This window comes from Microbacterium sp. GW821-FHT01D02 (assembly GCF_059422585.1).
The window spans coordinates 1,518,621-1,538,361 of the sequence record NZ_JBWKXB010000001.1; the positions used below are offsets into that span (position 1 = coordinate 1,518,621).

Sequence of the window (19,741 nt, forward strand, 5' to 3'; positions counted from 1 at the left end):
GAACAGTTCGTAGAGAGAAAGCGCCGGTCGGGCCTGGTCCCGACCGGCGCTTCTTGTGTGCGCGGCTGCCCGGCAGCAGGGCCCATCCGGATACCGCAGGCCTACGCTGTGCCTATGGAAGAACGCTCATGGAAGATTCCGACCCATGACGACGGTCTCAGCGACTGGTCCGGATGGCTGCTCGACCCCGCCATCCTGCAGGCTCTCTCCCCCGGTCATGTCGTTCGAATCCAGATCCAGCAGTTCGAGGACTACTCGAAGGGGTGGATCGTCAGCCCCTACGCTCGCATCACCGGTGTCGATGGCGACGAACTCACCGGCGTGATCGACGACCCCTACCGCTCATCGGACGAGCCGGAGGTGTCCAATGGCGACATCGTGCGCTTCCGGCGCCGGAGCGTGATCGAGATCCCGACGGACTGGGAAGGGAACGAAGATCTCGAGGCCATTGCGGTCCGCACGGGCGAAGGCCGGATGACGGGCCTCCTCCCGCCGACCGACGCATAGCCCGCCGACCGCCGCGGTCAGCGCTCGGGATCCGCTCCCGGATCGATGATGGCATCGGGGGTGAGGCTCGCCAGGCGCCTCAGACGCCCGACGCCCCACGCGAGTGCGATCGCTCCGCCGAGGAGCAGGACGACTCCGAGAAGGATGCGTCCGTCCGTGCGACCCACGATGAGGCCGAGCACGGTGAAGGTGATCCCCCCGATCAGGACGAGGATCGACACCACGATGGCCGTGATCGCGAGCCGATCCACCGCGTGGTGACGCTCGTTCCCGCGGCTGTCGGTCGTGTTCATGGGGTCCAACGTAGTCTTCAGAACGGCGGCAGGTTCTCCAGGTCGTTGTTCCACGCGTCGTCCGCGAACGCGCGCAGATACGGCTCCCCGTCGGCGGGACGCACGATGGCGACGTTCACCTGGCTGTACCCCCGCCCGACGAACGCCTTGTTCCCGTTGTCGATCCAGGTGATCATGGTCGGCCGGTCCGTCCAGTCGACCCTGCCGCTCTCCCGCGAGACCCATTTATAGGCGGTGATCACCTCCGGCCCGCGCACGCGTCCCTCGAATCGGACGTTCGTGATCTCGATCGCCGCCACAACTGCTCCTCTCGGGCCGCGAACCGTGCGGCCAGAGCCATTATTGGCGGAGGTCGCGGCGCTTTTCCGCCCTCATCACGGCGCGGGTCGGACACGCAGAAAGTCTGTAAGGAACGTGGTTCCCGGCCCAAAGAGCGGAGGCGATCGCGCAGGACCTCGGACGATCCCGGGTGAGGGTGGAAGCATGCCAGCGCTCCTTCCCTTCGCCGCCGCCTGTGACCGTGGATAGCCTGGAACGACCGGACACCGGCATGTGAGTGAGGAGCCCATGTTTCGACTCGGGTACTCCCGCCCCCTGGTGTTCGCCGGCCACTCCCCGGAGACGCAGCGGTCGATGCGGGCCGCGTGGGTGCCGAATCGCCGGCGCAGGACGAACGCGGCTGCCGCGGCATCGGGACACGGCGGTGACCACAAGGACGTGGTGTTCCGGCGCCTGTTCGACGAGCACTGGTCTCGAGTGCGCCACCATCTCGAGTGCTTCGTCGACAACCAGGAAGAAGTCGACGAGCTGACGGCCGAGGTGTTCGTCGTCGCCTGGCGCAAGCTCGATCCGTCGAACCCCATGCCGGTGACCTGGTTCCTGCGGACCGCCGACAACAAGATCCGTGATCGTGCCCGGCGCACCCGCTCCAAGGAGCGCGCCTGGGAGGCGCTCGTGCGCGGGGTGGAGGCCCCGGGGCCCGGGCTCGACCCCCTGGAGGCGTTGGCGGTGCGCACGGCCATCGCCGAGCTCAGCGCTCGCGAGCGCCAGGTCGTCGTCCTCACCTATTGGGACGACCTGAGTGCACGGGAAGTCGCAGAGGTGCTCCGCACCAGCGAGGGAGCCGTGTGGACGACGCTGACCCGGGCGCGGACCAAGCTCCGTGAGAAGCTCGAGGGAGGCGGCCCGCGATGACCTCCTCGGACGACGACCTGGACCGGATCTTCCGCGCCGCCGACCCGGTGCCCCGCGCCGCGGGCAGCTCACGCCCGAGTGCCGCCGACATCGCCGTGCGGGAGAACATCATCCGCGGCACCCACCGGCCGACACGACGGCAGCGGCATCCGCGCCTGCTGTGGACCGGGATCGCCACGGCGACCGTGGCCCTGGCCGTCGCGGCGCTCGTGGCCGTCAGCGTCCTGAGCCCCGCCCAGCGGGCCGTCGCCCTCACCCCGCCTCCGCTGCAGTACACCCCCGCGCCCGCGCTCGCCGACGTCATCGAGAGGGCGACCGACCGTCTGGCCGCGCTCCCCGACGTCGTGCAGCAGTCGAGCGTGCGCACCATCGTGTGGGGATGGAGCGTGGACATGACGGAGATGCGCGTGGAGATCGTCCCGCAGGACATCCACTTCGTCTGGGGCCCCGGCGAGACGGCGACGTCCACGATCATCGCGGCCGACTCCTCCTGGACGGATGATCTTCCGGACGGCGTGGACCCGAGTCCCTACGAGCCCGGAGAGGTCATCGACACGGTCGTCACCCCACCGGAGGATTTCGCCCTCCCCGCCGAGGTGCGCAACCTCCACGGCAGCACGCCGGCGGAGATGGAAGCGGCACTGGCCCCGTTCGGCGTCACGGCCGAGTCGTCGTCGGGCGAGCTGCTGGCCGCGATCACGGGACTGCTGCAGTACTGGACCCTCGACGACGAACAGCACGCGACGCTCCTCGACCTCCTGACGGATGCGGGCGGGGTGACGGTCCGCGGCGAGACCACCGATCGCCTCGGGCGCGACGTGATCGGGCTGCAGGTGTCGTCGGTCATCCCTGAGCGTGTCGAGACCGTCCTGGTGTCGACGGCGACCGGACGCATCGTGGGCGTGGAGAGCGAGCTCGTCGCGCCCCTCGACGGACTCCCCACCGGCGTCATCTCCTACACGATGTGGGATGCGGATGACGCGTAGCGGGGATGCTCTCGGCCGGCGTCCCTAGGCGGCGCTCCGCGCCGGATCCGACGTGGCGGGCTGCTGGGCGGCGACCCATGTCTGGCCCCACGCATCCATGTCGCGCACGAGCGCACGCAGCGTCTCGCCCATCGGGGTGAGGGAGTATTCGACGCGCGGTGGCACCTCGGCGTAGACCTCGCGGTGGACGAGCCCGTCGTCCTCGAGCTCACGCAGCTGCCGCGTCAGGACCCGATCGGTCACCTCGCCGACCGCGCGTCGGAGCTCGCCGTAGCGCAGGGTGCGGTCGAGCAGCTCCTGGATGATGGTGAGCTTCCAGCATCCGCCGATGATGCTCACGGTCGTCTCGACGGAGCACACGGCGATCGCCGCCGCGGTCTTGTCACGCATGTCACTATCCAAACTGTCTGTACTGGACCGAAAAGTGCATACTTCTGCTTTTGCCAGTGTCCTGTTTGACTCAATGTACGTGCTGAGGAGCGGGCGGGCAATCGTCTCCTGCGCCTCGGTCAGCGCACATCCCGTGCGTGCTCGTCCGCGACCGGCCCCCGCCCCTCGGCGGTGCTTCGGCATGCCCGATCGCGGATGCAGCGTCGGATCAAGAGGAGAAGAACGGCAATGGCAAGCAAGCGCTCACTGGTGGTCTGGGCTCACCCCCGCACCGATTCGCTCACGGCGGCGGTCACCGCGGACGTGATCGAGGAGCTGACCGCCCAGGGCTTCGAGGTGGATGAGCTCGACCTCCATCGCGAAGGCGTGGACCCGATCGTGTGGGAGGCCGACGAACCCGATTGGAACGACCTCGACAAGCAGTACACGCCGGAGGTGATGGAGCTCGCCGCGCGCACGACGGGGGCGGACGCCGTCGTGTTCGTCTTCCCGGTGTGGTGGTACTCGGTGCCCGCGATCATGAAGGGCTACATCGACCGCGTGTGGAACAACGGGCTGTTCTACGGCGGCGGCCGCCGCTCGGGCATCGCCGCCGCCCGCTGGATCGGCCTGGCGGGCGAGAGCGCGGAGGCGTTCCGCAAGCGGGGCTACGACGAGATGATCACCCGACAGCTCAACGTCGGCATCGCGGAGCTCAGCGGCATCGCGGACAGTCAGGTCATCCTGCTGCACGACTCCCTCGGTGACGGCATCGAGGACACCGAGGCGCATTTCGCCGCGCTCCGGGATCGCGCGCGGACGGTCGCAGCCGACCTGGCCGGCGCCCTGGCGTGAGTCTGCTCCGCGCCCGCGATCCCCGGGGAGGACGCCATCGGACCGAGGGTGACTGACAGAACGAGAGTCGGCTGGCTATTCTGGCCGGTATGACGGACGAGCCGACGCCCTCGACGAAAGCTCGCCCGCGGACGTTGATCCGCGATCAGGTCTACGCCCGGCTGGCTCAGGAGATCGTGACGGGCCGCCTGGCGCCGCTGGAGGAGATCCGCGATCAGGATCTGCAGGCCGAGTACGGCGTCTCGCGCACGCCGATCCGGGAAGCGCTCATCCGTCTGACCGACGTCGGCCTGGTCGAGATGAGCTCGAACCGCTTCACCCGGGTGGCCCCGATCGACCTCCAGGCGCAGGCGGACCGCGCCGAGGCCGCCGGGGCGCTGATCGCCTACGCGGCGGCGAAGGTGTTCCCCACTCTCACCGACGCCCAGCTCGAGTCCCTGGACGCCCGGATGCAGGCGATCCTCGACTCCGACCTCACCCGCGGCGGCATGCCCGAGGGGCTGCGGCTCTGGTTCGCGCTGTGGATCGAGGTGATCGAACTCGCCGACAACGCGATCGTGACCGAGATCCTGGATCGCAACCTCGTCCTGCATCTGAGCCGCTCGGTGCAGGACAGCCCGCTTCCGGAGTGGCTCGGGGAACGACAGCGCGCGCTCCTCGAGCCGCTTCGGGTCGCGCTCCGAGCTCGGGACGGCGCCGCCGCACGCGACGCGGTCTTCGAGCTCTTCCGCATCACGACGGTGGAGCGGCTCCGCGCGGCGATCACCGGCGATTGGCGGCTCCCGCGTGAGTAGGGGCGACGCGGATCCGCTGGCGGGCACCTCCTCCTTCGTCTCGGTCGAGATCCTGGACCTGGTCGACCGGAAGGAGCTCGCCGCGCCCGCCCCCGTGCCGACGCGACTGGACTCCGTGGTGGAAGCGCTGAACAGGAAGATGGAGACCGGAGAGCTCGCGCCGGGCGCGCCGCTCAAGATCTCGAAGCTCTCGAAGGAGCTCGATGCCGCGCCGAACACGGTGCGCGAGGCGATCTCGATTCTCACGGCGCGGCACCTGGTCGAGGCCCGCCCGCACAAGTCCTCCGTCGTGGCCACCCCCACCGAGGCGTGGCTCGCTGCCGTCGTCGCGGAGTGCGCCGGGCTGTCGACGCTCGCGACGAGCCTGGGCATCGCCCGCGCGACCTTGGAGGAGCGTCGGGAGTTCCGCGGAGCCGCCGAGCAGGCGATGGCCGCGTGGCGCGCGCCGCGCGTCGATCACCGCACCGCGTCGGGACTGACCTGGAACCTCTTCCAGGTGCTGGCGTCCTTCTCGCGCAACCCCTACCTCGAGGCGATGCATGCCGCGAAGCGCCCGGCACTCGTCCTCGGCTTCACGCACCTCGGGCGGGATCACCATGCGGCGATGGTGTGCGGCGCGATCGCCGCGCTCCTCGACGCGGTCGACAGCGCAGCGCAGCACGAGGGCGCCGATATCGTCGGCGACCTCTACGTGTACGTGCTCGACGACCTCACCACGGGCTGAGCGCGCACTGATATTTCACCGGGCGGGACGCGTCGCGGATACCGTTCAATGGTCGCCTTCCCAGGGCGACGACACAGCACTCCCGGCTTTCCCCGCCGACCTGCGACCGTCCCCAAGGTCGCACATCGATGGGGTGCTGTGCCTCGTTCGTTGGCCGCCGTTCCCCACGGCGGCCGACGAGCGCCTATCGCGCCGCTTCGGCGAGACGCTCCAGCAGCGATTCCTCGATGTCCCCGTCGTTGGCCCACCCCTCCGGGATCGGCTTGCCGCGCTCGACGGCAAGAGCCTGGGCCGCCGCCTCGGATGCCCCCGCCCGATGGACCACTTCCCTGCAGAGGACTTCCAGATCGGCCGGAGCAAAGGTGCGGGACGCGGTCGGAGTCATGCGCCCCAACCTAATGCGTGGCGGTCCCGCCCGGAGCGGGGCGCAGGGCGGTCGCGAACCGCTGCTGATACGTGCTCGGGGGCATGCCGAGCCGGTGGGTGAACGCGCGCCGCATGGTCTCCGGATGGGAGAACCCCGCCTTCCGCGCGGCGACCGCGACCGACTCGCCGCGCAGCAGCAGGGCCTTGGCCGTCTCGAGACGCGTCTGCTCGACGAACTGGACCGGTGACATCCCCACTTCCGCCCCGAACAGCCGGGCGAGATGACGCGCGCTCACGCCGCCGAGTCGGGCGAGGCTCTGCAGGTCGTACGCGGCATCCGGATGGGTCAGCACGGCGTCGACGACCCGCCGCACGCTCTCGTGCGTGCCCGGGGAGGTCTGGAGCAGCGCGGAGAACTGCGACTGTCCGCCGGGGCGCCGCATGAACAGCACCAGCTGCTGTGCCACGGTGCGGGCGAGGTCCGCGCCGTGGTCCTCCTCCGTCAGCGAGAGGGCGAGGTCGATACCGGCCGAGACCCCTGCGGACGTGTGCAGACTCCCGTCACGGACGAAGAGCGCGTCCGCCACCACCTCCGTCGCCGGGGAGAGGCGGGCCAGGAGCGCGGCGTGCGCCCAGTGGGTCGTGACCCGTCGACCGTCGAGCGCCCCGACGGCGGCGAGCAGGAACGCACCCGTGCAGATCGACGCGACCCGCTCTGCCGTGCGGAGCAGATGCCGCGTGGCTGCGCGCAGCTCCTCCGTAAGAGGCGCGGTGGGCAGGGCATCCGCGCCGGGGATGACGACGGTGTCGGCCTCCGCGACGTCTCTCGCCGTGCCGTCCACCAGCAGCTGCATGCCCGTGGACGTGCGCACCGGAAGCCCGTCCGGGGACACGTAGGACAGTTCGTAGGTCGCGCCCCACCGGGAGGCTTCGGCGAAGACCTCGGCGGGCCCGGACACGTCCAGCTGCTTCACCCCGTCGAAGACGAGGAAGACGACCCGGTGAATGCCCATGTTCCTAGTATGTCCGGATCTGTGGACACGTTGTCGATGTGGACGTGCCTGCTCCGAGGCGGGCGCAGCGAGGCTGGTGTCAGTCCCCCCTTCGACCCCCTGAGGAGAAGCCCATGACCGAGACCATCGCCGGGATCACCATCCCCGACACCGCCCTGGTGCGCGACATCACCGACTACATCCGCACCCAGGAGGACGACCTCCTCTTCCATCACTCCCGTCGCGTGTTCCTGTTCGGGGCGCTGATGGGCGAACGCCGTGACCTGTCGGTCGACCTCGAGCTGCTCTACGCCGGGGCCATGTTCCACGACCTCGGCCTGACCGACGACTTCCGCGAGTCCCCGCTCCGCTTCGAGGTCGACGGCGCGAATGCCGCACGTGCCTTCCTCGTCGAGCGTGAGGTGGCCCCGGCCGCCGCGGAGAAGGTCTGGACGGGCATCGCCCTGCACACCACCCCCGGAGTCCCCGAGTTCATGGCGCCGGAGGTCGCCCTCGTCACGGCTGGCGTGGAGACCGACGTGCTCGGCATCTGGTACCACGAGGTGACCGACGCCGAGCGGCGGGCGGTGACCGCAGCCCACCCGCGCCCCGACTTCAAGAACCGCATCCTCCAGGCCTTCGCCGACGGCAACGTGCACCGCCCCGCGAGCACATTCGGGAACGTGAACGCCGACGTCCTCGCCCACTACCTGCCCGGCTACCGCCGTGAGGACTTCGTGGAGATCATCCGCGGGAGTGACTGGGAGGAGTGACGCCCGTTCCCGACCCTTCCCCCGCCGACGGATACGCTGGCGGGGAAGGGCGGGGACGGTTGATGGGTGCATACACCGGCAGCGAGCTGCTGCGCGAGCGACTGCGGGCGCACGGACGGTCGCTGTCGCGGGTGGAGCGGACCATCGCCGAGTACCTCGCCGACGTCGAGCTCGACGAGCTGCCGTTCCTGCGGGCGAATCAGATCGCCGCGGCGACCGGGACGAGCGATGCGAGCGTGACGCGGGCGGCGCGCAGCCTCGGCTTCACCGGACTGCCCGAGCTCCAGCGCATCGCCAGCCGTCCGCGCCGGATCGAGACCTCGCGCTCCGAGCGCCTCGACACGCAGGTGAACGTCGTCGGTGATGAGGCCGGGGCGATCGCGGAGGCCTTCCACGATGCGATGCGCGATCTGCTGGAGGACAACGCCCAGCTCGTCGAGGCGGATCAGCTGGAGCGCGCGGCTGCGGTGATCCGGGACGCGGGTACGGTGTGGGCGGTCGGCGTCGGCACCTCCGGCGCGGCCGCTCTGCATCTCGCGGATCAGCTGGCGCGGGCGGGGCATCCGTCCCGATGGACGAGGGCCGCGGGATTCGATCTGGCGGCCGAGCTGCTCTCGATCCGACCCGGTGATGCGCTCGTGGTGTTCCACGCGGCACGTCCGATGCCGGAGCTCACGGCACTGCTGGACTGGGCACAGCGGGCCGATGTCCCCGTGGTGCTCGTGTGCGGCACCCAGCTGGCCGCGCAGCACGGTTCGCGGGTCTCCGCCGTGCTGCCGTGCGTGGGCACCGCCTCGGAGTTGGCGCGATGGACCATCGCCGCGGTGCAGCTGGCGGAGCTATTGACGGCCGTGGTCGCCGCGTCGGACCCGGCCCGTTCGGCGGCTGCCCATCAGCGGCTGGACGAGCTCCGCCACGTGTTGACCGGCAGCGAAGAGAGCTGATCCGACTCCTCAGTCCGCGGCGATCCGATGGGCCAGCACGACCGGCGCCGCGGTGACCGGGTCGACGACGACGGCGCCCTCGACGCGGAACACGTCGCGCAGCAGCTCGGGCGTCACGATCTCCGCCGGAGCGCCCTCGGCGACGATCACGCCGTCGCGCATCGCGACGATGTGGTGGGCGTAGCGACAGGCGAGGTTGAGATCGTGGAGGACCATGACGACGGTGCGCCCGTGTTCGCGGTTGAGCGTCGACACCAGTTCGAGCACCTCCAGCTGATGCGCGATGTCGAGGTAGGTGGTCGGCTCGTCGAGCAGCAGCAGGTCGGTGTTCTGCGCCACGGCCATGGCGATCCAGGCGCGCTGCCGCTGTCCGCCGGAGAGCTCGTCGACGTCGCGGTCGGCGAGCTCGAGCGTGTCGGTCGCCCGCAGGGCGTCGTCGACGATGACGGTGTCCTCGTCGCCCCACTGCTGCCACCAGTTCTGGTGCGGATGACGCCCGCGGGCCACGAGGTCGCGCACCGTGATGCCCTCCGGCGCGAGCGGCGACTGCGGCAGCATGCCCAGGGTGCGGGCGACGTGGCGTGAGGGCTGCTCGGAGATCGACTTCCCATCGAGCAGCACCGTGCCCGAGGTCGGAGCGAGCAGCCGGGCCAGCCCGCGCAGCAGGGTGGACTTGCCGCACGCGTTCGCGCCGACGATCACGGTGACCTTGCCGTCCGGGATGGCGAGCGACAGATCGGTCACGACGTCGCGCGTGCCGTATGAGAGCGTGACGTGCTCCGCGCGCAGGCGCGACGGGGTGGGCAGGGAGGGGGTCATGGCGTTGATCCGTTCGTTCGGCGGCGCCGCTGGAGCAGATAGAGGAGGTACGGTGCGCCGACGAGGGCGGTCAGCACCCCCACGGGGAGTTGGAAGGGCAGCGCGGTGCGGGCGACCGTGTCGGCCACCAGCACGATGAGCGCACCGGTGAGGCCGGAGAGGAGCGGGGGGATGTCGGGCACCGCGCCGACGCGTCGTGCGACCTGGCCCGAGACCAGCGCGACGAACGCGACCGGTCCCGCGGCCGACGTCGCCAGGGCGGCCAGGCACACGGAGATGATCAGGAGCACGACGCGCATGCGTCCGGTGCGCACGCCCCATCCGGACGCCACGTCGTCGTCGAAGATCAAGGCCCGACCGGTGTGGGCGAGCACGAGGGTGAGCGGGAGGAGCACCGCCAGGCCGAGCGCGACGGGGAGAGCGTCGTCCCATCCGCGGGCGTTGAGGCTGCCGGTGAGCCAGACCGCGGAGCGCTGCGCGTCGTACACGTCGATGCGGGTGAGGAGGTACTGCGTCACCCCGGTGAGGGCGGTGGACATGGCGATCCCGATCAACAGGATGCGCCGCCCTCGCAGGGAGCGGTCCCGCGCGAGCAGAGCGATCAGCGTCGCGGCCGCCAGGCCACCCGCCAGCGCGGCCAGGGGGATCGGCACCGCTCCGACGGGGCCGCCGAGCGAGCCGATCGCGATCACGGCGACCACCGCGGTGGACGCGCCGGCGCCGATGCCCAGGACGTCGGGGCTCGCGAGCGGGTTGCGCAGCACGCTCTGACTGAGACCCCCGGCGATCCCGAACGCCGCTCCGACCACGAGGGCGAGCACCACGCGCGGCAGCCGGACCTCGAGGACGGCATAGACCGTGTTCTCTTCGCCGCGCCCCTGCAGAGCCTCCCAGAGCGCGGCCGGCGCGGTGGCCCGATCGCCGAGGCTGAGGGCGATCACGCATGCCAGCAGGAGGAGCACGGCCGTCGTCACCACCGCGATCACGACGCGGCGACGGGGGCGCGGGCGGGGCAGGATCGCGCGGATGCCCGGGGTGGTCGCGGCGGTCATCGGGCGAGTCCCTTGCTGCGCGTCCGCCAGGTCAGCCAGATGAAGAACGGGGTGCCGAGGATCGCCGTGACCACGCCGACCTGCAGTTCGGACGGGCGCACGATCAGTCGGCCGATGATGTCTGCGGACAGCAGGAGGAGCGGCCCGAGCACGGCCGAGAGGACCAGCATCCGACGCACGTCGTTGCCCACGAGCGCGCGTGCCATGTGCGGGACGACCAGGCCGACGAACGCGATGGGGCCGGCCAGGGCCACGGCCGTGCCGGAGAGGAGGACCACGGCCGCTCCCGTCGAGATCCGCGTGCGCAGCACGTTGACACCGAGGGCGGAGGCCGTGTCGTCACCGAGTGCGAGGGTGTTCAGCGAGCCGGACACGGATGCCGCGACGACGGCGCCGACCGCGGCGATCAGCGCGGCAGGCACGAGGGTCTGCGGGTCGGGGATGCTCAGTGCCCCGACGACCCAGAACCGGTACTGGTCCATGGTCGAGGCGCTCAGCAGCACGGTCGCCGACACGACGGCCCCGAGGAACGCCGTCAGGGCCATGCCGGCCAGGGTCATGTTGACCGGCGTCAGGCCCTCCGGCGAACGGCGCGCGAAGGTGTAGACGGCGACGGTCGCGAGCGCCGCGCCCACCAGCGCGAGCAGGACGCGGGGCGTGCCGGCGCCCAACCCGAGGAACGCACCACCGACGACGACGGCGACGGCCGCACCCGACGAGATGCCCAGCAAACCGGGGTCGGCGAGCGGGTTCCGGGTCACGGACTGCGCCAATGCGCCGGCGACACCGAGTGCGGCGCCCACGAGCAGGCCCAGGAGGGTGCGCGGCAGCCGGAGCTCCCAGATCACGGCGGCCGCGACCGGGTCGTGGCCGAACAGCCCGCCGAACGTCTCGACGGGCGACAGGACCCGGGAGCCGACGAGCAGGCTCAGCAGCACGACCACGACGAGCAGCGCCACGCCCGCGCCGACCAGGATCGTCAGCGGGGCGCGGCGTGTGCGCGTGCGTGGTGCGGTGCTCACCGTTCGGCGGCGATGGCTTCCAGGTCGTCGAGCACGAGCTGCGCGCCCTCGACGCCGAGTCCGAGGTACCAGGTGCCGTCGTTGACCTCGCGGACGACGCCGCCGTCGGCGACCGCCTTCACCTTGCTCCAGAGCGGCCCGTCGACGACGGTCGCCTGCTCGGTGGCGTCCGGCTTCCCGTAGGTTCCCCACAGCAGCCAGTCGCCCTCGGCCTTGGTGATCTCCTCGGCCGAGATCTCGACCGCGAGCTCGTTCACGTCCTCGGTCTTCGGTCGCGGCAGTCCGGCATCCGCGAGGATGGTTCCGATGAAGGAGTCGTTGCCGTAGAGCCGGATCCGTCCTGCCATGAAGCGCAGCATCGACACCGTGGGCGCGACGCCCTCGTTCGCCTCGACGACGTCGTCGCCGACCGCGGCCGCGCGCTCCTCATACGCGTCGAGGAGCTTCTGCGCCTGCTCCTCCTCGCCGACCGCAGCCGCGTTGAGGAGGAAGTTCTCCTTCCACAGCACGCCGGGGCGGGGAGACAGCACGGTCGGCGCGATGTCCTGCAGCTTCTTCTTCAGGCCGTCGTCGTCGATGCGCAGCGACGTGCCGAGGATCAGATCCGGGTCGAGGTTCTTGATCTGCTCGAGGTCGAGCGCGTCATAGGGTCCCAGGTCGACGGCGTCGCCCACCTCGAGGTAGTCGGGGGCCATGCCGGTGTCGGCCGGGTGGGCGATGCCGATGGGCTCGATGCCGAGGGCGACCATGTTGTCGAGCTCACCGGTGTCGAGCACGATCACGCGCTGCGGCTTGGCCGGGATCTCGGTCTCACCGACCGTGCCGTTGGCGACGATGTTGCGGATCATCCGCGGGAACTCGCCGGGTGCGGCATCCGTCCCCAGCTCGGCCGCCAGGGCGCGGACGTCCTGGAAACCCTCCTGCCCTGTCGCGACGTTCGACTGGTTGCTGCCCGCGCCCGAGGTGGCAGGGGCGCATCCGGAGAGGGCGACGGCGGCGACCACGAGCAGGGCGAGGGGCCAGGGGGCGATGCGGGGCATGAGCACACTCGTTTCACGTTGAGCGGAGGGGAGGGCAGGCATCGGAGCATTAGGGAAGGCTCGCCTAAGAAGAAGCGTACACGACAGTTCTGTCGTGAACGGATCGGCGACGGTGCTGACGGCGTTCGGCGATGGATGGGCGCTGACCGGGACGACGTCGCCGGGCCTGGTGCCCTGACCGCGGCCGCGAGTATCATCGCCGCACCGAGCGGAACGACGACGCCGCACGTGTCAAAGGAGAGCGACGGCATGAGGACACTCCGATACTCGATCAACGTTACGCTCGACGGCTGCTGTCATCACGAGGCGGGACTGCCGCCGGATGAGGAGTCGATGCGGTACTGGACCGCGGAGATGGAGCGGGCGGACGCGCTCCTCTTCGGCCGGACGACCTACGAGATGATGGAGTCGGCCTGGCGACGGCCCGCTTCGGGGGCGTGGCCGGACTGGATGGACGAGTGGGAGATCCCGTTCGGCGAGGCGATCGACCGGGCGAGGAAGCACGTCGTCTCCCGCACGCTGGAGGCGGTCAACTGGAACGCCGAGCTGGTGCGCGGCGACCTGGAGCAGGAGGTCCGGCGGCTCAAGGAGGAGCCGGGCGAAGCGCTCTGGGTGGGCGGTGTGACTCTGCCGTCGGCGTTGGCCGATCTGGGGCTGATCGACGAGTACGAGTTCCTCGTGCAGCCCGTTCTCGCGGGTCGGGGACCGAGGCTGCTCGACGGCCTGCGCGAGAGCATCCGGCTCGAGCTCGTGGAGCGCCGGGAGTTCCGGTCCGGAGCGGTCGCGATGCGATTCCGCCCCGCATCGGCCGCGGTCTGACGCCGCCGGAGGGCTGTCGGGCGGGTCGATCCGGCTATCGACGGGGCAGGTAGCGGTCCAGGTGCTCGAAAGGCGGCTGGGATGAGAGGTGCGACACCGCGGCCGATCCGACAGCGCAGGCGGCCGCGAGGGCGTCGACGGGCGTGTGGCCGGAGCGCAGGGCGAGCACGAGTGCGGCGCAGAACGCGTCGCCGGCCCCGACCGCGTTGACCGCCTCGGCGGGAACCCCTTCCGCGCGGGCGATCTCCTCGCCGCGGCGATACAGGGCGGCCCCGGCGGCTCCGTAGGTCACCGCGACGAGCGCGGCCTCGGCGAGCTCGGGCATGAGCTCCCGCTCGGTCTCGTTCACGATGAACAGGTCGACCCGGCGAAGCAGCTCGACCGGCAGGGAACGGGCGGGAGCGGCGTTGACGGCGAGGAAGCCCTCGGCCGTGGCGGCGACCTCCTGCACCACGGACAGCGCGATCTCCAGCTGCATGAGGACGGCTTCGTCGGCGGAGAAGGTCACGCCGTCCAGAGACACGTGGTCGTTGGCGCCCGAGCAGACGGCGATCTGGTTCTCGGCGTCGGCGTCCACGACGATCAGGGCGGTTCCGGTGGGGGTGTCGACCGTGCGAAGGGCGGCCGTGTCCACGCCGGCTCGGTCGAGCTCCGCACGTGTCCAGGCGCCGTCGGAGTCGGCGCCGACGGCGCCGACCATCCGCACCCGTCCGCCCAGCTTCGCGGCGGCGACCGCCTGATTCGCCCCCTTGCCGCCGAGGTCGCGGGACAGTCGTCCGCCCGCCACGGTCTCGCCGGCGGTGGGGAGGCGATCGACGAACGCCGTGATGTCGACGTTCGCGCTTCCGACGACGACGACGGAAGGAAGGGGCGAGGGAGCCATGGGAGCTGCTTTCGAGTCGTGGCGGTCAGGGTGGAACGCCGGCGCACCTGTCGACTTGACGTTCCTCAGAGAAAGTGTAAACGTTTACGCACACGCGAATGCAAAGGAGCACCATGACCATCCCCGTCCTTCTCGACTGCGATCCCGGCCACGACGACGTCTTCGCCATCTGGCTCGCGGCCGGAAACGACGCCATCGACCTCCGCGGTGTGACCACCGTCGGGGGCAACGGCTACCTCGAGCACACCACCCGCAACGCGCGCATCGCCCTCACCGTCGCGGGGGTCACGGACGTCCCCGTCGCAGCGGGCGCAGCGAAGCCGCTCACTCGCGAGCTGACCCCCGGTTCGTGGATCCACGGCGACAACGCTCTCGGCGGCCCGGTCCTGCCCGAGCCCACGGTCCCCCTGGACTCCCGCCATGCCGTGCGGTTCCTGGCCGACACGCTCGCGGCGTCGTCCGAGCCGATCACCGTGATCCCCACGGGCCCGCTCACCAACATCGCACTCCTCCTCCAGGAGCACCCCGAGGTGAAGGAGCAGATCAAGGAGATCATCTGGATGGGTGGCTCGACCGGTCGGGGGAACGTCGGCGCGTACCCGGAGTTCAACGCGTGGGCTGATCCGGAAGCTGCCGCGGTGGTGTTCGCCTCGGGTGTGCCCCTGACCATGGTGGGGCTCAACATCTCGCACCAGGCCCTGATCACCGAAGACGTGATCCAGCGGATCGCCGCCGTCGGGAACACGACCTCGGCGTTCGGCGTCGAGCTGCTGCGCTTCTTCTGCAGCACCTACGAGAAGGCGGAAGGCATGCCGGAGGGGCCGCTCCACGACCCCATCACCGTCGCGATCGCGATCGACCGTGCGGTCGCAACGGTTCAGCGCACCCACGTCGACATCGAGACGGCGGGCGAGTTCACCGCCGGAGCGACCTGCGTCGATCTCCATGACATGCTGGGCAAGGAGCCGAACGCCGACGTCGCGATCACTCTCGACGTGGAGCGGTTCTGGGACCTGGTGACCGATGCTGTCGGCGCACTGGCCTGACGCTCAGGGGGCGGGCGACGTGGACTCGGCCACTCTGAGGCTCGGCGCGAGGCGGCGGAGCACGTACGGCGAGTCGGGATCGTCCATCCTCCGCACCAGCGCCTCGGTGGCTTCACGCGCGAGGTCGTCGAAGGGCTGCACCACGGTCGTCAGCCTCGGCTCGCAGACATCCGCCAGCATGGTGCCGTCGAAGCCGGTCACCTGCACGTCTTCGGGCACCCGCGTGCCGGCGCGCTTCAGCGCGGCGATGACACCGGCGGCCACCAGGTCGTCTCCCGCCACGATCGCGTCGGGGAGGGGGCCGCGGGCCAACAGCGTCCGCACCGCGCTCTCACCGAACTCCAGCAGGTACTCCCCGAAGACGTTCACCTCCTGCGGCAGGGACCGCGTGCGCACGGTCGCCTCGAACGCCGACCGTCGTTCGCGCCCGACCGAGGTCACGTCGTTGCCCGAGACCAGGACGACCCGCTCGGCACCGCGGGAGACCACGTGCGCGACCGCGAGCTCGATGCCCTCGTCGTTGTCCACGCCGATGAAGTCGGCCGGGAGGTCGAGCACGTGACGGTCGAGCTGCACGAGGGGAACCCGGCGGGCGGTGTCGGCGACCGCGTCGAAGGAGAGCTCGGCATCCGACGGGACGACGAACACGCCTTCGACCCGTCTCTCGACGAGCATGCGCAGCCGGTCGCTCTCGCGCTCGACGTCGCCGTGGGAGTCGGCGATGACGAGGTCGAACCCGCGGCGCTGCAGATGGTCCTCGAGGCGGTGGATGAGCTCACCGTAGAAGGGGTTGCTGATGACGGGGACGACGACGCCGATGGTGGCCCCGGTGCCGGCCCGCAGGCCGCGACCGATGAGGTTCACCCGGTATCCGAGTCGTTCGGCCACCTCGGCGACGTGCTCGGCCGTGCGTGACGAGACGCGGTCCTTGCCGTTCAGGGCCCGTGAGACCGTCGCGATGGACACTCCGGCAGCGGCGGCCACCTCGTGCAACGTGACTGACGCTCTCTTCACAACGACCTCGATCTCCACCGGTGCCGTCGGCGACACCACGACTCAAAGATAGGGCGTGCGTAAAGGATTACGCACACCGCCAGCCAACGAATCAACACGAAGAAGTGAGTTATGACCAGACAAGCAGAAGCGGTCCGCACCCGATCGAGCGTGGTGCCCCTGATGATCGCGCTCCTCGCCGCGTGCCTCGCGTTCCAGCTGAACGCCAGCATGCTGAGCCCGGCTCTCGTGACGATGGAGCGGGAGCTCGCGGCGACGTCGACCGAGATCGCGGCGACCCAGACCGTCTTCTTCACGGCTGCCGCGCTGTTCACCCTGTTCCTCCCGCGCCTGGGAGATCTGATCGGTCGGCGGCGCGTGCTGGTCGGGATGCTGCTCGTGATGGCGGTGGGTTGTGTCGTCGCGGCGCTGGCGACCAACGTCCCCATGCTCTTCATCGGCCGTCTCATCCAGGGCGTGTCCGGGCCGGTGGTCCCGCTGTGCCTGATCATGCTGCGCGCAGCCGTCAAGGACCCGAAGGCCTACGGCACGCTGCTGGGCGTCGTGACGGCGGTCAACGGGGGGATCGCCGGCGGTGACGCGCTGCTCGGCGGTTATCTTGCGACCAACCACGGATTCGCCTCGATCTTCTGGACGATGGCGGGCGTCGCCGTGGTCGCCGCCCTCGTGGTGCGCTTCCTCGCCCCCGAGACCATGGCCGACGACCGGCCGCGGATGGATTGGTGGGGCTCGCTCCTGCTCGTGGTGTCGGTGGGCTCGATGCTCGTCGCGGTGAACGAGCTGGGCCGGCTGGCCGATGCGGATGTGGTGCTCGTCGTCGTCCTCGCGGTCGTGGCGATCGTGTCCTTCCTCTCCTTCTGGAAGCTCCAGGGCACGATCCGCGATCCTCTCGTCTCGACGACGCAGCTGCGGCAGCGCTCGACCTGGGCGCTGGCCGCGACCTCGCTCCTCACCCTCTCGGGGATCTTCGCGGTCATGAACGGCGTGGTCCCGGCGCTGGCACAGGACTCGGCGATGGGCCTCGCGATGAGCGCGGAAGAGGTGTCCCTCTGGATCCTGATGCCGTACGCGCTCGCCGGACTGCTCATGGGTCCCCTCAGCGGCCGACTCGCCGCCACCCTCGGGTACCGCACGATGCTGCGGATCGGCCTGGGTGGCACGGTCGTCGTGCTCGGGCTCATGGTGGCGAACGTCGACACCTCTTCGCGGCTCGTGCTGCTGCTGCTCTCGGTCGCCGTCGGCATCACCTACGCGGGCATCGGCAACATCATGCTCAACGGTCTCGGCGTCGTGCTGTCCCCGAAGGAGCGTCCCGGTTCGCTTCCCGGCTTGAACACGGGCGCCATCAATCTCGGCGCGGGGCTGAGCTTCGTCATCATCTATGCCGCACAGACGTCGTTCGCCGCGGCGTCGGGTGACGCGGCAGCGGGCTATGTCGCCGCCCTCATCACGGGTGCCGTCGTGCTCGTCGGAGCGCTGGTCTTCTCGCTCTTCATCCCGAAGCCCGTACACGCGGAGCTGTCGCGATAGCGTCCCCTGACGGGTGAGCGCCCTCCCGATCCGATCCGGGTCGGGAGGGCGTTCCTCGTCGTGGCCGCCCGAACCGGATGCCGTCTCGTTGCGCTCTCAGGTCAGCGAGCTATACTGAACAATAGATCATCAGCCCGCACCATTGTTCGGAGTTCAGTGTGCAGAGCCGCACTCGCATCATCCTCGGCGTCGACGCCGGGACCACCTCGGTGAAGACCGTCGCGTTCGACCTCGACGGCCGCATCGCGAGCGTGTCCCGCTCGAGCGTCCGCGTCCAGCGCTCGGACGACGGCCGCGCCGAAGCCGACATGGATCACATCTGGGATGCCGCGGCATCCACCATCACGGCGGTCGTCGAGGAGATCGGCGATGCCGAGATCGTGGCGCTCGGCGTGACCGGCCAGGGCGACGGCGCCTGGCTCGTCGACGCCGACGGACGGCCGGCATGCCCCGCCGCGCTCTGGTTGGACGGACGCGCCCACGCGCGACTGGACGACTGGCTGGGCGACGGACGCGCCGACGCCGTGCACGAGGCCACCGGCTCGCCCCTGTTCGCCGGCGCGCTGCCGATCCTCGTCGACGAGCTGATGGACGCCGACCCGAGCCTCCGCGACCGCGCCGCCACCCAGCTCAACTGCAAGGACTGGCTGCGCTTCAAGCTCACGGGTCGCCGCGCGACCGATCCGAGTGAGGCGTCTCGCACCTACCTCCACACCGGCACGGGCGCGTACGCCGACGGACTCTTCGCCGCGCTCGGACAGGAGCACGTGCGCGACCTGCTCCCCGAGGTGCTCGACCCGCAGCAGATCGCCGGACCGGTCGACCCCCACGTGGCAGCGGCTCTGGGTCTGCCCGAAGGTCTGCCCGTCGTCGTCGGCGTGGTGGACACCGCGGCCGCCGGTGTGGGACTCGGCGTCCTCGACGACGGCCGCGGCTACGCCATCCTCGGCACCACGAGCCTCGTCGGCATCAACCACGCGTCGCGCGCGGACGTGCGCACCGAGTCGAGCATCGTCCTGGCCACCGGTCGCGGCAGCCAGGTGCTGGAATCGATGGCGCCGATGACCGGAACCCCCAACCTCGACTGGGTGCGCGCCACGCTCGGCCTCGGCGACGAGGACTGGGTCGTCGTCGAGAAGCAGGCCGTCGCCGTGCCTCCCGGGAGCGGTGGGGTCATCTACCTCCCCTACGGCGCGCCGAGCGGGGAACGGGCGCCCTTCTTCGCGCCCGATGCCTCGGCCTCCTGGCTCGGCATGAGCGTGACCACGACCTCGGGGCAGCTGCTGCGCAGCGTGTACGAGGGCCTCGCCTTCAGCCTGCGCGAATCGACCGAGGCGCTGGGTCTCGACGGCCCCCTCCTCGTGTGCGGCGGAGGCTCGGACTCCGACCTCCTCTGCGCGATCCTCGCCGACGTCACGGCGCGCGACATCGTCCGCCAGGACGAGCCCGAGGTCGGTGCGCGGGGAGTCGCGACGCTCGCGATGGCGGCGGTCGGCCTGGCCGACGACCTCCACGACGCCTCGCGACGCCTGACGCCGTCGACCACCACCTTCCGCCCGGACTCCGCACGCGTCGCCCTGTATGACGAGGCGTACTCCCTCTTCATCGCCACGCGCGACGCCCTGCGGCCGCACTGGCCCGGACTCCGTCACCTGCGCGAGAGCGCGGGCCACGCGGATCCTTCGGCGTCCCACGCTCACTGACCATCTCCTCCTCGAA

23 protein-coding genes are annotated in these 19,741 nt (G+C 70.5%); 12 read left to right on the plus strand and 11 right to left on the minus strand.

What is annotated here, in order from left to right:
- The first annotated feature begins 114 nt into the window (after positions 1-114).
- A complete protein-coding gene (locus AC07VM_RS07515) occupies positions 115-507 on the plus strand; it encodes a hypothetical protein (protein WP_494910551.1) in 393 nt (130 codons plus the stop codon).
- 17 nt (positions 508-524) lie between these two features.
- Here AC07VM_RS07515 and AC07VM_RS07520 read toward each other — a convergent pair whose 3' ends face one another.
- Both AC07VM_RS07520 and AC07VM_RS07525 read right to left on the minus strand, forming a co-directional pair.
- Positions 525-800, minus strand: a complete 276-nt coding sequence (locus AC07VM_RS07520) for a hypothetical protein (protein ID WP_494910552.1) — start codon at positions 798-800, stop codon at positions 525-527.
- 17 nt (positions 801-817) lie between these two features.
- Entirely contained in the window at positions 818-1,099 is a 282-nt protein-coding gene (locus AC07VM_RS07525) for a DUF3892 domain-containing protein (protein WP_267416609.1), read from the minus strand.
- A gap of 268 nt (positions 1,100-1,367) precedes the next feature.
- On the opposite strand from AC07VM_RS07525, the gene AC07VM_RS07530 reads away from it, so the two are divergent.
- Both AC07VM_RS07530 and AC07VM_RS07535 read left to right on the plus strand, forming a co-directional pair.
- Positions 1,368-1,994: an RNA polymerase sigma factor gene (locus AC07VM_RS07530; protein WP_494910553.1), complete on the plus strand. Its 627-nt coding sequence runs from the start codon at positions 1,368-1,370 to the stop codon at positions 1,992-1,994.
- Entirely contained in the window at positions 1,991-2,980 is a 990-nt protein-coding gene (locus AC07VM_RS07535) for a hypothetical protein (RefSeq protein WP_494910554.1), read from the plus strand. The genes AC07VM_RS07530 and AC07VM_RS07535 overlap by 4 nt, the downstream gene beginning before the upstream one ends.
- A 24-nt stretch (positions 2,981-3,004) precedes the next feature.
- Here AC07VM_RS07535 and AC07VM_RS07540 read toward each other — a convergent pair whose 3' ends face one another.
- Positions 3,005-3,370, minus strand: coding sequence for a winged helix-turn-helix transcriptional regulator (locus tag AC07VM_RS07540; protein WP_267416612.1), 366 nt, complete (start codon positions 3,368-3,370; stop codon positions 3,005-3,007).
- A gap of 228 nt (positions 3,371-3,598) precedes the next feature.
- On the opposite strand from AC07VM_RS07540, the gene AC07VM_RS07545 reads away from it, so the two are divergent.
- The 3 genes from AC07VM_RS07545 to AC07VM_RS07555 all read left to right on the plus strand — a co-directional run bounded on the left by AC07VM_RS07545 (position 3,599) and on the right by AC07VM_RS07555 (position 5,722).
- Positions 3,599-4,204, plus strand: coding sequence for an NAD(P)H oxidoreductase (locus AC07VM_RS07545; RefSeq protein WP_494910555.1), 606 nt, complete (start codon positions 3,599-3,601; stop codon positions 4,202-4,204).
- Positions 4,205-4,293: 89 nt separating this feature from the next.
- Positions 4,294-4,998, plus strand: coding sequence for a GntR family transcriptional regulator (locus AC07VM_RS07550; protein WP_267416615.1), 705 nt, complete (start codon positions 4,294-4,296; stop codon positions 4,996-4,998).
- On the plus strand, positions 4,991-5,722 hold the full coding sequence (locus AC07VM_RS07555) for a GntR family transcriptional regulator (RefSeq protein WP_267416617.1): 732 nt from the start codon (positions 4,991-4,993) through the stop codon (positions 5,720-5,722). The genes AC07VM_RS07550 and AC07VM_RS07555 overlap by 8 nt, the downstream gene beginning before the upstream one ends.
- 184 nt (positions 5,723-5,906) lie before the next feature.
- On the opposite strand, the gene AC07VM_RS07560 is transcribed toward AC07VM_RS07555, so the two are convergent.
- Positions 5,907-6,107, minus strand: coding sequence for a hypothetical protein (locus tag AC07VM_RS07560; protein ID WP_494910556.1), 201 nt, complete (start codon positions 6,105-6,107; stop codon positions 5,907-5,909).
- A 10-nt stretch (positions 6,108-6,117) separates the two neighbouring features.
- Positions 6,118-7,101 (minus strand): GlxA family transcriptional regulator, encoded by a 984-nt coding sequence (locus AC07VM_RS07565; protein ID WP_494910557.1) that lies wholly within the window; start codon positions 7,099-7,101, stop codon positions 6,118-6,120.
- A gap of 113 nt (positions 7,102-7,214) precedes the next feature.
- Here AC07VM_RS07565 and AC07VM_RS07570 point away from each other — a divergent pair, with 113 nt between their 5' ends.
- Both AC07VM_RS07570 and AC07VM_RS07575 read left to right on the plus strand, forming a co-directional pair.
- The gene (locus tag AC07VM_RS07570; RefSeq protein ID WP_494910558.1) at positions 7,215-7,853 is read left to right on the plus strand and encodes an HD domain-containing protein; all 639 of its coding nucleotides are present in this window, start codon (positions 7,215-7,217) and stop codon (positions 7,851-7,853) included.
- A 62-nt stretch (positions 7,854-7,915) separates the two neighbouring features.
- Positions 7,916-8,797, plus strand: coding sequence for a MurR/RpiR family transcriptional regulator (locus tag AC07VM_RS07575; RefSeq protein WP_494910559.1), 882 nt, complete (start codon positions 7,916-7,918; stop codon positions 8,795-8,797).
- 9 nt (positions 8,798-8,806) lie between these two features.
- Here the strand turns inward: AC07VM_RS07575 and AC07VM_RS07580 are convergent, their stop codons facing one another.
- The 4 genes from AC07VM_RS07580 to AC07VM_RS07595 are packed head-to-tail and all read right to left on the minus strand — an operon-like array spanning position 8,807 to position 12,730.
- The gene (locus AC07VM_RS07580; protein ID WP_494910560.1) at positions 8,807-9,616 is read right to left on the minus strand and encodes an ABC transporter ATP-binding protein; all 810 of its coding nucleotides are present in this window, start codon (positions 9,614-9,616) and stop codon (positions 8,807-8,809) included.
- Positions 9,613-10,668, minus strand: a complete 1,056-nt coding sequence (locus AC07VM_RS07585; RefSeq protein WP_494910561.1) for a FecCD family ABC transporter permease — start codon at positions 10,666-10,668, stop codon at positions 9,613-9,615. The genes AC07VM_RS07580 and AC07VM_RS07585 overlap by 4 nt, the downstream gene beginning before the upstream one ends.
- Positions 10,665-11,690 carry a FecCD family ABC transporter permease gene (locus AC07VM_RS07590; protein ID WP_494910562.1) on the minus strand — a complete coding sequence of 342 codons (1,026 nt, stop codon included), beginning with the start codon at positions 11,688-11,690 and terminating at the stop codon, positions 10,665-10,667. Before AC07VM_RS07590 ends, AC07VM_RS07585 begins: the two co-directional genes overlap by 4 nt.
- Entirely contained in the window at positions 11,687-12,730 is a 1,044-nt protein-coding gene (locus tag AC07VM_RS07595; protein WP_494910563.1) for an iron-siderophore ABC transporter substrate-binding protein, read from the minus strand. The genes AC07VM_RS07590 and AC07VM_RS07595 overlap by 4 nt, the downstream gene beginning before the upstream one ends.
- 249 nt (positions 12,731-12,979) lie before the next feature.
- Between AC07VM_RS07595 and AC07VM_RS07600 the strand changes: the two genes are divergently transcribed.
- Positions 12,980-13,549, plus strand: a complete 570-nt coding sequence (locus tag AC07VM_RS07600; RefSeq protein ID WP_494910564.1) for a dihydrofolate reductase family protein — start codon at positions 12,980-12,982, stop codon at positions 13,547-13,549.
- A gap of 34 nt (positions 13,550-13,583) precedes the next feature.
- On the opposite strand, the gene AC07VM_RS07605 is transcribed toward AC07VM_RS07600, so the two are convergent.
- Entirely contained in the window at positions 13,584-14,432 is an 849-nt protein-coding gene (locus AC07VM_RS07605; protein WP_494910565.1) for a ribokinase, read from the minus strand.
- A 113-nt stretch (positions 14,433-14,545) separates the two neighbouring features.
- Here AC07VM_RS07605 and AC07VM_RS07610 point away from each other — a divergent pair, with 113 nt between their 5' ends.
- Positions 14,546-15,478 carry a nucleoside hydrolase gene (locus tag AC07VM_RS07610; RefSeq protein WP_494910566.1) on the plus strand — a complete coding sequence of 311 codons (933 nt, stop codon included), beginning with the start codon at positions 14,546-14,548 and terminating at the stop codon, positions 15,476-15,478.
- Between the two features lie 3 nt (positions 15,479-15,481).
- Here AC07VM_RS07610 and AC07VM_RS07615 read toward each other — a convergent pair whose 3' ends face one another.
- The gene (locus AC07VM_RS07615) at positions 15,482-16,462 is read right to left on the minus strand and encodes a LacI family DNA-binding transcriptional regulator (RefSeq protein ID WP_494910567.1); all 981 of its coding nucleotides are present in this window, start codon (positions 16,460-16,462) and stop codon (positions 15,482-15,484) included.
- A gap of 141 nt (positions 16,463-16,603) precedes the next feature.
- Between AC07VM_RS07615 and uriT the strand changes: the two genes are divergently transcribed.
- Entirely contained in the window at positions 16,604-18,022 is a 1,419-nt protein-coding gene (gene uriT / locus AC07VM_RS07620; RefSeq protein WP_494910568.1) for a uridine transporter UriT, read from the plus strand.
- Positions 18,023-18,180: 158 nt separating this feature from the next.
- The gene (locus AC07VM_RS07625; RefSeq protein ID WP_494910569.1) at positions 18,181-19,725 is read left to right on the plus strand and encodes an FGGY family carbohydrate kinase; all 1,545 of its coding nucleotides are present in this window, start codon (positions 18,181-18,183) and stop codon (positions 19,723-19,725) included.
- Positions 19,726-19,741 lie beyond the last annotated feature (16 nt).

Excerpts from the sequence above, each read along its gene's own strand:
- AC07VM_RS07605 (WP_494910565.1), bottom strand. The coding sequence starts at position 14,432 with ATGGCTCCCTCGCCCCTTCCTTCCGTCGTCGTCGTCGGAAGCGCGAAC.
- AC07VM_RS07520 (WP_494910552.1), bottom strand. The coding sequence starts at position 800 with ATGAACACGACCGACAGCCGCGGGAACGAGCGTCACCACGCGGTGGAT.
- AC07VM_RS07535 (WP_494910554.1), top strand. The coding sequence starts at position 1,991 with ATGACCTCCTCGGACGACGACCTGGACCGGATCTTCCGCGCCGCCGAC.
- AC07VM_RS07565 (WP_494910557.1), bottom strand. The coding sequence starts at position 7,101 with ATGGGCATTCACCGGGTCGTCTTCCTCGTCTTCGACGGGGTGAAGCAG.
- AC07VM_RS07595 (WP_494910563.1), bottom strand. The coding sequence starts at position 12,730 with ATGCCCCGCATCGCCCCCTGGCCCCTCGCCCTGCTCGTGGTCGCCGCC.
- AC07VM_RS07560 (WP_494910556.1), bottom strand. The coding sequence starts at position 6,107 with ATGACTCCGACCGCGTCCCGCACCTTTGCTCCGGCCGATCTGGAAGTC.
- uriT (WP_494910568.1), top strand. The coding sequence starts at position 16,604 with ATGACCAGACAAGCAGAAGCGGTCCGCACCCGATCGAGCGTGGTGCCC.
- AC07VM_RS07550 (WP_267416615.1), top strand. The coding sequence starts at position 4,294 with ATGACGGACGAGCCGACGCCCTCGACGAAAGCTCGCCCGCGGACGTTG.
- AC07VM_RS07585 (WP_494910561.1), bottom strand. The coding sequence starts at position 10,668 with ATGACCGCCGCGACCACCCCGGGCATCCGCGCGATCCTGCCCCGCCCG.
- AC07VM_RS07610 (WP_494910566.1), top strand. The coding sequence starts at position 14,546 with ATGACCATCCCCGTCCTTCTCGACTGCGATCCCGGCCACGACGACGTC.
- AC07VM_RS07540 (WP_267416612.1), bottom strand. The coding sequence starts at position 3,370 with ATGCGTGACAAGACCGCGGCGGCGATCGCCGTGTGCTCCGTCGAGACG.
- AC07VM_RS07570 (WP_494910558.1), top strand. The coding sequence starts at position 7,215 with ATGACCGAGACCATCGCCGGGATCACCATCCCCGACACCGCCCTGGTG.
- AC07VM_RS07580 (WP_494910560.1), bottom strand. The coding sequence starts at position 9,616 with ATGACCCCCTCCCTGCCCACCCCGTCGCGCCTGCGCGCGGAGCACGTC.
- AC07VM_RS07530 (WP_494910553.1), top strand. The coding sequence starts at position 1,368 with ATGTTTCGACTCGGGTACTCCCGCCCCCTGGTGTTCGCCGGCCACTCC.
- AC07VM_RS07545 (WP_494910555.1), top strand. The coding sequence starts at position 3,599 with ATGGCAAGCAAGCGCTCACTGGTGGTCTGGGCTCACCCCCGCACCGAT.
- AC07VM_RS07515 (WP_494910551.1), top strand. The coding sequence starts at position 115 with ATGGAAGAACGCTCATGGAAGATTCCGACCCATGACGACGGTCTCAGC.
- AC07VM_RS07575 (WP_494910559.1), top strand. The coding sequence starts at position 7,916 with ATGGGTGCATACACCGGCAGCGAGCTGCTGCGCGAGCGACTGCGGGCG.
- AC07VM_RS07600 (WP_494910564.1), top strand. The coding sequence starts at position 12,980 with ATGAGGACACTCCGATACTCGATCAACGTTACGCTCGACGGCTGCTGT.